At 44.2% G+C, this 13,113-nt stretch carries 12 protein-coding genes; 4 read left to right on the forward strand and 8 right to left on the reverse strand.

Features of this window, described 5'->3' with window-relative positions; all coding sequences use genetic code 11:
- Nucleotides 1-8: 8 nt before the first annotated feature.
- Nucleotides 9-1,259, reverse strand: coding sequence for an MFS transporter (locus MKX60_RS01915; protein WP_341058972.1), 1,251 nt, complete (start codon nt 1,257-1,259; stop codon nt 9-11).
- A 186-nt stretch (nt 1,260-1,445) separates the two neighbouring features.
- On the opposite strand from MKX60_RS01915, the gene MKX60_RS01920 reads away from it, so the two are divergent.
- Nucleotides 1,446-2,021 carry a TetR/AcrR family transcriptional regulator gene (locus MKX60_RS01920; RefSeq protein WP_339244459.1) on the forward strand — a complete coding sequence of 192 codons (576 nt, stop codon included), beginning with the start codon at nt 1,446-1,448 and terminating at the stop codon, nt 2,019-2,021.
- A gap of 82 nt (nt 2,022-2,103) precedes the next feature.
- On the opposite strand, the gene MKX60_RS01925 is transcribed toward MKX60_RS01920, so the two are convergent.
- The 3 genes from MKX60_RS01925 to MKX60_RS01935 form a co-directional block, all read right to left on the reverse strand.
- Nucleotides 2,104-2,586, reverse strand: coding sequence for an NUDIX hydrolase (locus MKX60_RS01925; protein ID WP_341058974.1), 483 nt, complete (start codon nt 2,584-2,586; stop codon nt 2,104-2,106).
- Between the two features lie 33 nt (nt 2,587-2,619).
- Nucleotides 2,620-4,335: an ABC transporter ATP-binding protein gene (locus tag MKX60_RS01930; protein WP_341058976.1), complete on the reverse strand. Its 1,716-nt coding sequence runs from the start codon at nt 4,333-4,335 to the stop codon at nt 2,620-2,622.
- 309 nt (nt 4,336-4,644) lie between these two features.
- Entirely contained in the window at nt 4,645-6,897 is a 2,253-nt protein-coding gene (locus tag MKX60_RS01935; protein WP_341058977.1) for a beta-L-arabinofuranosidase domain-containing protein, read from the reverse strand.
- A gap of 145 nt (nt 6,898-7,042) precedes the next feature.
- Here MKX60_RS01935 and MKX60_RS01940 point away from each other — a divergent pair, with 145 nt between their 5' ends.
- Nucleotides 7,043-7,936 carry a helix-turn-helix transcriptional regulator gene (locus MKX60_RS01940; RefSeq protein WP_341058978.1) on the forward strand — a complete coding sequence of 298 codons (894 nt, stop codon included), beginning with the start codon at nt 7,043-7,045 and terminating at the stop codon, nt 7,934-7,936.
- 378 nt (nt 7,937-8,314) lie between these two features.
- Here MKX60_RS01940 and MKX60_RS01945 read toward each other — a convergent pair whose 3' ends face one another.
- From MKX60_RS01945 to MKX60_RS01955, 3 genes are all read right to left on the reverse strand, one after another.
- Nucleotides 8,315-9,871, reverse strand: coding sequence for a sigma-70 family RNA polymerase sigma factor (locus tag MKX60_RS01945; RefSeq protein ID WP_341058979.1), 1,557 nt, complete (start codon nt 9,869-9,871; stop codon nt 8,315-8,317).
- An 85-nt stretch (nt 9,872-9,956) separates the two neighbouring features.
- Nucleotides 9,957-10,286, reverse strand: a complete 330-nt coding sequence (locus MKX60_RS01950; protein WP_076285150.1) for a carboxymuconolactone decarboxylase family protein — start codon at nt 10,284-10,286, stop codon at nt 9,957-9,959.
- Between the two features lies 1 nt (nt 10,287).
- The gene (locus MKX60_RS01955; protein WP_076285149.1) at nt 10,288-10,692 is read right to left on the reverse strand and encodes a tautomerase family protein; all 405 of its coding nucleotides are present in this window, start codon (nt 10,690-10,692) and stop codon (nt 10,288-10,290) included.
- Nucleotides 10,693-10,802: 110 nt separating this feature from the next.
- Between MKX60_RS01955 and MKX60_RS01960 the strand changes: the two genes are divergently transcribed.
- Nucleotides 10,803-11,708 carry a LysR family transcriptional regulator gene (locus MKX60_RS01960; RefSeq protein WP_076285148.1) on the forward strand — a complete coding sequence of 302 codons (906 nt, stop codon included), beginning with the start codon at nt 10,803-10,805 and terminating at the stop codon, nt 11,706-11,708.
- Between the two features lie 60 nt (nt 11,709-11,768).
- Nucleotides 11,769-12,287 (forward strand): translation initiation factor IF-3, encoded by a 519-nt coding sequence (gene infC / locus MKX60_RS01965; protein ID WP_042184315.1) that lies wholly within the window; start codon nt 11,769-11,771, stop codon nt 12,285-12,287.
- Nucleotides 12,288-12,395: 108 nt separating this feature from the next.
- Here infC and MKX60_RS01970 read toward each other — a convergent pair whose 3' ends face one another.
- A complete protein-coding gene (locus MKX60_RS01970) occupies nt 12,396-13,097 on the reverse strand; it encodes a histidine phosphatase family protein (RefSeq protein WP_076285147.1) in 702 nt (233 codons plus the stop codon).
- Between the last annotated feature and the right edge of the window lie 16 nt (nt 13,098-13,113).

Here is a 13,113-nt window from a genome sequence, read left to right on the forward strand (position 1 = left end):
GGAACGCCTTACGCTTGCTTCTTCTCCGTTAAATAGTACAGAAAAGCCAAGATCGGCAGCGCCAGACCGATCAAGCTGGTCAGACTCCAGCCCCCGTACGCATATGCCCAGCCGCCTAGTGAAGAGCCAACGGCTCCGCCTACGAAAAATATCGCCATAAATAATCCGTTTAAACGTCCTCTCGCCTCGTTGCCAAGGGAATAAATTGCCCTTTGTCCAAGCACCAGATTACCCGATACCCCCATATCCAGGATAATAGCTGCTGCAACCAGCAATCCGAGCGTCACTCTTGAATCATTCTGAAACAAGTAAGCAAGAAGAAAAGCCACAGCTGCCAGCACAAACGCAAGTCCGGTCAAAGGGCGGGTCCAGCCCCGGTCAGCCAATCTCCCAGCGATGGGAGAAGCGATAGCCCCAGCCACTCCGGCTAGCGCAAACAAGGCAATGCCTTGCTGACTTAAATGATACGTATCGGCCAGATGCAAAGAGACCGTCGTCCAGAACAGGCTGAAAGCTCCAAACAGGCTAGCCTGATAAATCGCCCGGCGGCGTAACACTGGCGTACTCTTCAGTAAAGTACCTAGAGAACGGATCAATCCGCCATAATTCATTGTAGGCACAGGCTGACGCTGCGGCAGCACACGGGACAATAGAAGTGTTAATAAGGCAATCACTACGGCGGATATGGCATAAATCGCATGCCAACCCCACAATCCAGAGACAAAGCTGGCCAGTGGCCGGGCGAACATAATACCGAGCAGCAGCCCACTCATTACATTACCGACCACCCGGCCGCGCTGCTCTTCAGCAGCCAGAAAAGACGCATACGGCACAAGAATCTGGGCAGCTACGGAACCGAGACCAATGAACAGGGATGCTCCCAAAAAGATCGCTGCATTCGGAGCTAGTGTGGCTGCTACCAGTGATACCACCACCACAGCCAGCGACACCACTGTCAGGCGGCGATTCTCAATAATATCGCTAAGCGGTACTACGAACAAAAGTCCAAGAACGTATCCTACCTGGGTCAAAGTTACAATCAGACCCGCTGCCCCAGAAGAAAGCTGCGTAGCTTGGGCGATCTGTCCGATCAGGGTTTGGGCGTAATACAGATTGGCCACAATTAGTCCGCAGGAGGCCGCTAATAGAAATGTAATCCATCCAGGGATCGTCTTTCCTTCCGCATGCTCCTTGACTGGATTCACTGAACTTACTGAACTTACTGAACTTACAGGATTCATTCGTCTTCCTTGATTCATAAGATCTCCACCCTTCGATTCTAAATACTGAACGCAACGTTCATTAATTGATTTAAATATATACTGAACGTTCAGTTTTGTAAATAGGCGATTGGCTACTTCGTTCAACCTTTTGTATAATGAACGTATAGTTTCTTTTTAGATCGCAAGTTAAATAAAGGATAGATTAATCGGGAGGGATCTCTGATGGATAAAAAAAGAGGACGGCCGCGCAATAGCGAAGCCGAGGCTTCTATTCTGGCAGCATCGTATGATCTACTACTAGAGACTGGATTTGGTGCGGTGACCGTAGAGAAAATCGCGGAACGGGCCAAGGTAAGTAAAGCGACCATTTATAAATGGTGGCCTAACAAAGCAGCTGTGGTCATGGACGGCTACCTCTCAGCAGCATCCGCAAGATTGCCAGTGCCGGACACCGGTTCGGTCATGGACGATATTATGATGCATGCCACAAACCTGGCTAATTTTCTTCGCAGCCGAGAAGGAAAGATCATTACCGAGTTGATCGGCGAAGGTCAATTTGATGCCGGCCTTGCTGAGGCCTATCGTGCGAGGTTTTTCGCTCCCCGCCGCCAAGAGGCGCGACAGTTGTTGGAGCGTGGGGTGACCCGAGGCCAATTAAAAGCGGATCTGGATATTGGGATCACGATTGATCTGCTCTATGGACCGATATTTTATCGGCTTTTGATCACAGGGGATGAGCTGGACGAAGCTTTTGTGAAATATATGATCACCTCTGCCTTTGAAGGCATCAAAGCATAACGAGCATAAACGCCTTTGGCGAAACTTATACTTTCTTATATTTTAAAAAGCCATCCTTTGCAGGATGGCCTATCACTTATATTTACACCGTTCGATCCAAATTAACTTCAAACGTGTCTCCAGTTACATAATCCATATACCTCGTATTCCCATCGTAATCCAAATAAGCTTGATAGCGGGTACGAATAGCCGGTTGTGTAATCCAATCAAGTACTTTCTCTTTTGCCACCCACATCACTTCAGAGGTTTCCTCCGAGGTACATAATTCCCCACCCACGGGCTTGCAGATAAAATCAAACATGACCTTGGTAGGAACATCGGTTACACCGTCATACCATTTATGAATGCCTGTATTGGAATACACACCAATCAATTGAGATACCGTGACATCTATTCCACTTTCCTCTTTAATCTCTCGAATTAATGCATCCACCAGGTTCTCTCCGACCTCTACTTGTCCACCAGGAAATACCCATCCACCATCATGCGTCTTTACTAAAAGGACACCTCCTTGTTCATTTTCTGCGAATCCACCTGCAGCTACAATATGTGTTGGCCAAGCCATAGACTGCACCTCTTTTTAGAAGAGGTTAACAATTTAATCAGCATTTGTAAACGATATTTTTCTATTCCATAACGCTTTAAAAGCTTCGCAATGCTCTATTAAATCATCAAACTTTCCTTCACCCACGACCGAGCCTTGGTCCACTACCAGTATCTTATCAACGTCTTTTATAAAATTTAGTCGGTGGGCAACAATAATGATGGTTTTGTCCTTAAATTCCTGCAAAATCGTCTCCATAAGGCTTTGCTCCGTAATATTATCAAGTGCAGAAACAGGTTCATCTAGAATTAGAATGTTTCTTTTCTGAGCAATGATTCTGGCAAAAGCTAATCGCTGTCTCTCCCCGCCTGATAATTTAACCCCTTTTTCACCTACCAAAGTGTCTAAACGATCCGGTAATTGGCTTACCTTTTCCTGCAGATGAACCTTTTCCAAAATCTCATACAACTCTTCATCGGACAAGGAATGCTCATCAAATATAATATTGTCCCTAATCGTAGCGTCAAAAATCGGCGTGTCTTGTGATAAGTAAGAGATATGATCATAGTAGCTATCCAGATGGATCTCATCGATATCCTTACCGTCCAATAAGAGTTCACCTTTGTCCTTTTTTAATAAGCCTACGATCAGTTTAATCAAGGTAGATTTCCCGCCCCCACTTAATCCGACAATAGCAACCGACGTTCCTCGTGCAATCGAAAAGGATAGATTATTCAAGATCTTCACTTGCCCATAATCAAAAGATACATCCCTAAATTCAATATTACCGTGGATCTCAGTGATAACTTCTCCTCGTTCTAGATTCTTATCTTCTGGGGCATGAATAAACTCTTCAAATCTCTTGTAGGTCACTCTATTCAGTCTGTAATCTACAAAGAGGACATTGAAGATAGCAATCGGCGAATAAATCTTATCAATAAACATAAACAAAGCGACCACAACACCAAGTGACGTCTCACCTGCGACAATGCTTTTCACACCGTAAATTAAGACAACGACTTTAATAATCGTGACAAACAACTCGAATATCGCGAAAAAAGCTTCATGGATCATTTGTAACTGAGCATTTTTTTGAATGATAGTGCGTGCAGTCTGGCTTAATTTATCGATCTCTTTCTCATATCTTTTGTTCGTTCGGAAAACGACTAATTCCATAAATCCACGGATAGAGAATCTGGACATCTTTTCTTGTTCCTGTAGAATGGCCGCCTTCCTCGCATACAGAAATTTCAACAGCAGATTCGTTATCAAAAAGACGACCACGTAGCCTACAGCAATCACTACCATGATCCTTAAATCATAGAAGCTGATAAAGATAAGACTGAACAGAAGAGTGGGCAATAACTCATGTAATGTTTTGAGGAAAAAGGAGAAAATCATGCTGTTTCCAGCTGCTGCTCCATTCTCGATCACTTTAATCATCTGACCTGTGCCCATATCCTGATAGGCTTGATAGTCGATTTTGGATATTTTAGATAGTGCAAGTATCTTTAACCTCTCCGTTATACTGTTCGATAAATACACACTAGGGTATTCATCCACATAATTTAGGATCACCACCCCAGCCAGCAAAACGCCGTACACCAAGATTAAATTAAATATCTCACCAAAGCTGTTGATCACCGTGACCTTGTCTAATATTTTTTGAAACACTACAATGCCTAAACTACTCAGCAGTTGAATAGTAAAACCCAATAAAATATAACCGCATATCCACCATTTCAGGTGAGCTAGACTCTTTTTCAACATATCGTTAATCCCCTATCTTTTAATTGAATGCAAAAAAGCCAGGCAACCCCACCATCCAACTATTAAAACCATCCACAATTAAACGGTTCTCAAAGTTAAATAGGTTACGTGCCTGGCTCTATACAAAAAGCTGCCTATGGCACCGTTCAAAGCTCTAGTTAATGTAATCAAAAAGGTAGACTCCCCCCTTGATAGCTGGTACGCGTTTGACCCAGCCCGATAACTAGTTACTTCGAACGATACGGAAAGACATCCATTTCACCCCAATTAAAAGAATTGTTCCTATTATAATTCTCTAATCCATATATTTCAAGAATTACGTTTGACGATACGTAGTCCTGCGACTTGGCCCACCTTATGTCCTTCATGCGAAGCGAACTTGATCGTAACCGCTGAGTTGCTGCTCGTGATCGTCTGCGGAAGCTCGTAACGAATGGTCTCCAGTTTGTTCATCTCTTCAGACTCAAGGACGCCTAGCCCAAGTTGTTCCCCATCTGCCGTAATATCGAAAGCCACCGAAGTATCATTGGACTTCAAATACGTTACCACCAGATCCACTTGCTCCTCTGGCAAGACTTCCATCGTGAAGGAGAACCAGCCATTGATCCAGCTATCGCGATACTTGCGGTTGTAGATTTTGCCTAAGCCTACATACTCTCCTTCGAAGTTATGGTCACGTTCAGGTTGCATTTCAGCAGGTTGTACCGAATCGACGGTTAGCTGTTCAAGCAGCAAGTTATTCTCCACGGCTTCGCGATATTCAACTTCTATCAGCTTCCATTCCTCCGGCGTGAACAAATCCCAATACACGGAATAACGATGATCATGCATAGGGTAGAATGGACGAAGCTCATGGTCTCCTGGATATCCTAAACCTTTCATCCGGAACACATTTTTGCTAACGTTAGATTGAATCAGGCTGTCCGTTAGCATCTCGCGATCTCCAATTAATACAGAAGCAAGGGCGCGATCACTGCCTAGCTCAGCATTTATAGGTCCAAAATCACCTGCAAGCACAAGCGGTCCATAGAGGAATGCAATTCGGTTTGGATTATCCGGCATGGACTCGATTCTTACCGACATCGGAATATCATATTCGACAACGTCTCCATCCTGCCATACTCTATCCAAAGCTAGGTAGCTGGATTTGCCCACATTCACTTGAATGTCTTCACCATTTACTTTAACGCTCATGCCTTGCTCAGCCCAGTAGGGGTATCTTAGCTTCAATGTGAATTTTTTTGGTTTCTCCGTGCTGATACGCAGGGTGCCTTGTCCCTCTTCAGGGAACTTGGTCTCTTGCTTCAAACTAATGCCTTGCTCTTTCCAAGTCACTGTTGAGGGTACGTACTGATTCACATACAGCTCATCTTCACTATGGAAGTAAATCGCCGAGCCATACATAGAATGGCTTTCCATTCCTGAGCCTACACAGCATGTAAAGCTCTCAAACTGGGAGTTGAACGACTTATGCCCACCCATTTCAAGGGATACAAAATAACACACACGTCCATCTACCGGCTCCTGAGAAGCTAGGATATGGTTATACATCGCACGTTCGTAGTAATCCGCATATGCGGCATAACCATCCCACTGGAACATATGCTTGGTCAGCTTCAGCATATTGTAGGTATTACACGTCTCACATGAACCCTCTCCCAATCGGTCGTTCAGCTTATCCGGTTCACCAAAATGCTCATTATAGCTGTTGCCGCCAATCACGTATGAATGATGATTCACGACCCGATCCCAGAAGAAGCGAGAGATGCCTGCGTAATGCTCCTGTCCCGTTACCTCATACTGTCTTGCCGCTCCAATAATCTTCGGAATCTGAGTATTGGCATGTCTTCCTGCTAATGTGTCTTTTTCTTCGGCAAGATCATTAAGGACTTCTCCATGGTAAAAGCTTTCGGCTAACGTGAGGAAACGGTCATCGCCAGAATCCTCTGCCAAATCTGTGAGGACTTCATTCATACCGCCGAATTCACAGCGCAGCACCTCTTGGATCTGATCTTTATTCAGCCCTGCAAAAATATCTTCAAGCCACATTCCAAGCTTCGTTTCAATAACGAGCGCCTTCTGATTTCCGGCCAATCGATAAGCATCACGAAGACCCGCAAACAGCTTATGCATCGTGTACACCGGTACCCAGCCACCGTTAAGGTCAAAGCCTTGTGAGCGAATGTCGCCTACCTTCACTTCCTCAAACAGCTCTTTGCCACGAGGAATACCGGAAATGAAGCCATTACCATGCACATCCTGACAATGCTCCAATTCGTCTACTACATAATTCACGCGGGTGAGCAGCTCTTCATTCCCTGTAGAGGCATACATTAACGCACATCCAGAGATATAATGGCCTAGCGTATGGCCGCTAATGCCTTGAGATTCCCAGCCTTCATAATGAGCAGCCTTAGGCTCTAAGCCAGCATATTGGCGAAAACGCGACAGAAGCCGATCTGCCTCAAGCTTGAGTAAATAATCCGTGTTTAACTCCATCGCATGGAGAAGTGGACCTGAATCAATGCGTACATTCTGCAAATCAAAAGCTTGCGTCTTCAATGAAATCGCTCCCTCGCAATCTTGTCAGGGTGATATGACAAGTGTATATTTGTATCCATAAGATAACATCGGAACGTTGATTTGTCGGTAGATCAGCCATACAAATAGTGGACAAACCCGACTTATTGATTGCTAGGAGGACCGCATGACCTATTTAAAAATTAATGTAGATGTACCTGTTCATTTTACAGCGGCAGGTGAATTTATCTCAGAAACACCATGGAAGCATGTGGAGCGTGTTATGGGGAACTACGAACTAATCATTGGCGTGAACGAAACGGTATATTTGAGTGAGCAAAACAAACAATTTGAAGTAGGCCCTGACGAAGCCCTTTTACTTATGCCTAATCGCACACATGTCGGCTATAGAGAGTCACGACCCGGGGTTAAGTTTTATTGGTTTCATTTCGAACTGACAACCGAGGGGTTATTACTGAGTGAGGAGGAAATGAAGCCTGAGGCAGAAGAAATCTTTTCGCGCACACAGCGCTTATGGTCCGTACATGATCTATATCTACCACAGTTCATAAAGATCGAGCACAGTGACCGGATTCATATCCTAGCGAATCAAATCCTCCATGTGGCTAACTCAGGATATTTGACCTATTCCAGCGTTAATTATTTGTTGACCTCACTCTTAATTGAGTTATCTGAGCATGCACTTCAGCCGTTCGCCAGTAAGCTAATCCGTGCGCAGCAAGATGTCACCTTTGTAAAAATAGCCGAGTGGACAAGAATACATGCAAGTGAACCTCTTACGGTGGCAATCATCGCGGAGAAATTCAATTACAACAAGGATTATTTAGCTCGGCTATTTAAACAACATACCTCGATGGGGCCTTTGGAGTATATTCATTCAGTACGTGTGACTAAAGCGAAGGAGCTGCTAACCAGAACCGCCCTCAGCGTGAGGGAAATCGCGACAGAGACGGGGTTCACCGACGATAAATATTTCATGCGACTCTTCCGAAAATACGAAAACATGACACCGACCCAATATCGTAACGCCTATCATAAGACGTTTATGAATAATGATTGAAGTAAAAAACTGCGGCAGGCTTCAACGTTTTGAAAAGAGTTTGAAACAACACTCCGTCCGCGGAGCCCCCTCGCCATGGGTTGAAGAAGGGGGAAGCGGATCCTCCGATAGATAATCAGGGAATTTCTCCCTAAAAAATCTGATATTCTGTTCATTTGTCTAGTGATTAGGGAATATCTCCCTAAAATTCGACCAATTTGTTAAAAAGTATAGATATTACCCCGATTTTAGGGGAAAATTCCCTAATTTCATTCGTTTAAAGCAAAAATCAGTATTTTTCAGGGATTTTTTCCCTAATTACTCTCAAGAAAAGAAGCTGCCTCTAAGTAGCATTCACTACTTTTGAGACAGCCCCTTCTCTAACTTACAATCTTTAAATTATTGAATCGTTTGCGAAGAAGAATTCCATCGCCAGCGCGGAGTTGATCCTTGCAGATGCACCCCGCCATACCATTCATCGATTCCTTTTTTCTGAACCCAGTCTTCATTTCCAGCCAATACACTTTTGCCTAGCTCGGTTAATGCAAGCTCGTAGTCTATGAATGGCATTACTGGATCGTTATAACCAGGAAAATCATTGAACCCATGGGTTTGCAGCAAAGGGTACGGGCGTTGTGCCATCTGTCTTAGAATATGCCAATATTGCAAATCGCCCATGCCTAAGATATGAAGTTTATCTCCCACATTTTTGAATAGCTCATAGGGTGATTTTATTCCCTTATGAATCATCTCCAGAGTCATCTGTTCAACAATACCAAGTCCATTAGAGGTCGATGGGAACCGAGATAAATGCGCTATGAAGGCGTCATGTGCAAATGGCAATGCGGATGTATCCTTAGTTAGTAGCTGTTGTAATGATTCTGGATTCGGTGATACATAGGCTTCCCAGAGTGCTTGGCCTACCTTTAGCTCCTTGTCGCCGATTAACTTCCACGTTCCTGATAAAGTCTCCATTTGCTCTACAGATAGTTGTCCAAGTCCTCGAAACAGCTCAATGCCGGGATATTTTCCAATGCACAATAAACTCAGCTTCGTGGATCCCTTCTTCTGCTTCGAGAACCAATGGAGCAAATAGCACAGCATCGTCTGATCGAATAGATCATGCTCGAACCATAATACAACTTCATCATATTTATGAAAATCAGCTAAGATCTTTTCCTGTTCCTTACTGATCTGTATAAATTCCTTCTGCGGAATCCCCATCGTTTGTTCTAAATAATGCGCTCTTACTAAGCGGTTATTCTGTTCCGCAGGCTCTAAAAAGACCGGACCATGAGAGTAGACCTCTCTCCATACTAATACATCCCCTTGCACAATTCCCTGACGCAGCTTCTCTCCCACTACATCTCCATTTACAATATGAAGCACACCTTTTCCCCCTTCGTACAAATGGTTGAATACGGAAAGAACATCTGCCACAGGCAATGCACCTTTCAGTTTGCGGCGGGCATCAAAAAGTCGTTTCTTCAATACCGGGACTGAAGTCCCCAGAAAGTCAGCAATCTCTTGAAGAGAGTATCCCTGAAAATAATATAATTGAACGGCGATCCGCATATTGGATGTCAATGCAGCTATAGACTCGTGAAGCAGTCGTCGCGCTTCTTTTTTCTCAATAATGTCTGTCACATTAAATGAAGATTCTCTCGATTCCACTGCTTCATCGTAGGGTAATGCAGGATGCTGCTTTCTTCGCAAGATGCGATAACATTGCCGCACCACAATAGCTTTAAACCAGCCCGGGAATGCCTCTACTGCTCGTAATTTATTCAAATGCAAAAAGGCTTCTGTGAAAGCTTCCTGCACAGCATCTTCCGCTAATTGATAGTCACGCAGCTTTTCGAACGCAACTGCATTGGCCATCGGTGTAAAGTGCCTAACAATCTGTTCAAAAGCTTGTCGATCTCCTTGTTTAGCCTCTTCGATATACTGAAGCATTTTCTCCCCCGCTCCCTTCTTTCGTATTATATACAAGTGCCAATGAAGTTCCTAAAGGTTACGGATGGGATTGAAAAGTCAGACGTTATTTATTTTTTCCTATTACATCCTTTGCAACCTCTAGAGCTGAAGAGGCTCGCGGCCAACCTACATAAAAAGAAAGGTGGGTGATAGCCTCCACGATTTCTTCAAGTTGTAAGCCATTCTCTAAAGCCAAGCGCAGATGATAGGGGAGTTGTTCCGTCATGCCCCCCATCACCAAAGCAGAAATCGTAATCATGCTACGATCCCGAAGTGATAATTGCTCACGTCTCCATAAGTCCCCAAATAACACATTTTCCGAGTAGTCGACGAATGCCGGAGCGAACTCCCCTAACGATTCCCGTACATTTGTGACGATTTTCTGATGCGCCATATTACACCTCCCTAACCGGAGGTTGTAGCATTTGAGCAACACCGTTACCAAACGACCAATCTTCGAATTCCGTATCGACGAGCACAATGAATATATCTTCTTTTCTGATGTTTAGCGTCATCGATAATTCCTCGGCTAGCCTCGCGTAAAAGCTTTTCTTCTGTTCCGTTGATCTTCCGGATTTTAGCGTAACTTGGATATATATCAGTCCGTCGCTTCGTTCAATATTTAAATAATCTTTACTATAAAAAAATCCCCCCGCTTTATGCGCATGAAAAACCTGAAACATATCATCCTCCGGTACATGGAAATGCTGAATTAACGCGCTCATAATCGCTCTGCATATTCCTTCTAGCTGATGATTGTCGTATTGTTGCTCCAGATAACTGACTCTAATGAATGGCATTTTAATTCACTCCTTCTATGGAATTCTTTTATTGTACTCTCAGTATTTTGATTTATATAATTGAATAAGATAATAATCTTAATCAATTATACCGATAGAGGTGACAATCGATGGATCTAAAAGAACTGATGGCTTTTAAGACCATTCTTCAAGAAGGCACTTTCTCACGCGCTGCCGAGAAGTTGAATTATGCACAGTCTACCATTACCAACCAAATTCAACGACTTGAAAAAGAACTGGGCATACAACTCTTTCACAGAGGCTGGGAAGTAGAACTGACAAGTGCTGGGCAAGTTTTTGCAGCGGAAATCGATAACCTTATTCAACATTGGAACTATGTATCAGAACTCACCAAGGCTTTACAGCATGACGAAATTGGCACACTTCATATCGGAGGCATTGAATCCATGATGGAATCCGTCCTACCGAACGCCTTGCGAAAGTTTCAGGAGCAAAAACCCAAAATGGCATGTAACTTCATTCAGGGTAACACTGATTCCCTCTCACAACTTGTTCTACAAAGTGAACTGGATTTCGCCATCTGCGGTGAGCCGTCCGACCTGTCTTTCTTTTATTTCGAACCTCTCTATCACGAAAAGATCGCTTTTATAGTAGATGAAAATCATCCTTTAAGCGGACGAGACGATATTTCATTTCGAGAAATTCTTGAATATCCAATTATAGCTGGAGGACGCACTTGCTTATATTACCTTCGGTTAGCTAAGCAATTTTCCAGATTCGAATCAAAGCCCACTTTATCCACCATAAGCCAAATTTCTGCTATTCCTCATTTTATAAGAAAGAACCCTGGGGTGGGGGTAGTGCTTGATTCGACAGCTTTAATGACAGATATCGTAAAAATCGATGTTGAACTAAGCGAGCCGTTCATTCAAGTTGGTATATTGCAGCGGCGCAACCGAGAATATCTAGCAACATCATCAAAAAAACTATTCATACAAATCATAAAAGAGGAAATTGAGAGGATTAGTAACGCTAATCCTACTCTCCATATTTGAACCTCAAGCTAGTTCCATATATGATAGCTATATCATTGTTCTCAGGGAGGATTCACCCAAGTGGCCGTATTAATTAACGAACAAATTAGAGCATCCGAAGTAGTACTTACTGGACTTAGAGGTGAAAAGCTGGGGATTGTGTCCAGAGAAGAGGCGCTGGCCATGGCTCGTTCAGCAGGTGCTGATCTGGTATGCACCTCACTAATGAGCAGCCCACCGCCCTGCAGCCTAACTGCAAAGGGCAAAGCAAAAGCGGCCGCGCAGAAAGAAGCAGCCTCAGCACGCAAGGCTAGTGGTGGCTCAGCAGCAAAGGGCGGCAGCAAGGAGAAGGTCAAAGAGCTCCGCTTCACGGCTCATATTGAAGAGCATGACTACGATACGAAGCTCCGTCAGGCTGAGAAGCATCTCCGCTCCGGCAAGCCGGTGCAATTAGTCGTGAAGGCATCCGGCGCCAAAGAAGCGGCTGCCTCCAAGGCCGTATTGGAGCGACTAGTGACTGACTTGAAGGAAGTTGGAACGAAGGACACTGGCATCCAGACAGGTGGTAAAGGGTCACAGGTGAAATTAAATCCACGTTGAAGAGTGCTCTATTCGTTCCGATCATATAGAGCTAGTAAAAAGGCCATCCTCTGTGGGATGGCCTTTCACTTCATAGGCAATGTTCTTACTCACTCTTAAGCATTCACTTTAAACATGATTGCCCATTAATCCCCTCGGGCGATAGTTCATGCCGCTAGCATAAAGGTGGGAGACATCTCCTAGTCCAATACATCTAGGAACCGCAAAGTTCTCGCTGCGCTCTTCAAACAAGATCGTCGTTACCGAGCTTGGCGCTAACCAAAATACGGACCAAGCCAAAGCTAAAGGAATCTGTAATAAATGAGCTAGCCATGCGAGACCAAAGCCGCCATGGCATACTACTCCAATCTTCTTGGTAGAAGGCTCAAGGATCCTATACAGGCCATCTTCTCTTTTATAATGGTGTCGAAGTAAGAATTGATCTGAAGCCACTTGTAATTCGCTGAACCGCAATCTGTATTCCTCTTGCTTCAACCAATGATCTGTTTCATCAGACCATACTCTCTTTCCACTCGATAGTTCGCTAATATGTTCTCCGGGGCTATCCCAAATAGACGACAATTGTCCATCTAACATAATCTCTGTCCAATCCAGTTCACAAGTCCAAGGTTCTGTCTGAATTACAAGTCCCGTCTCTTTGGCCACATAACTGGCTGTTGTCTGTGCTCTACCCAGTGGTGAAGCATATAGTTCATCCAGACCGATAGATGCCATGCGTTTTCCTAGTGCTGCTGCTTCCTGATGCCCGAATTCTGTTAGACCATCTATGGAATAGTCCGGATCACCATGACGAATCAGAAATATTTGCATAATAATGCCCTGCTCC

Origin of the sequence: Paenibacillus sp. FSL R5-0914, from assembly GCF_038004525.1 — a bacterium.
Lineage (GTDB): Bacteria > Bacillota > Bacilli > Paenibacillales > Paenibacillaceae > Paenibacillus_AQ.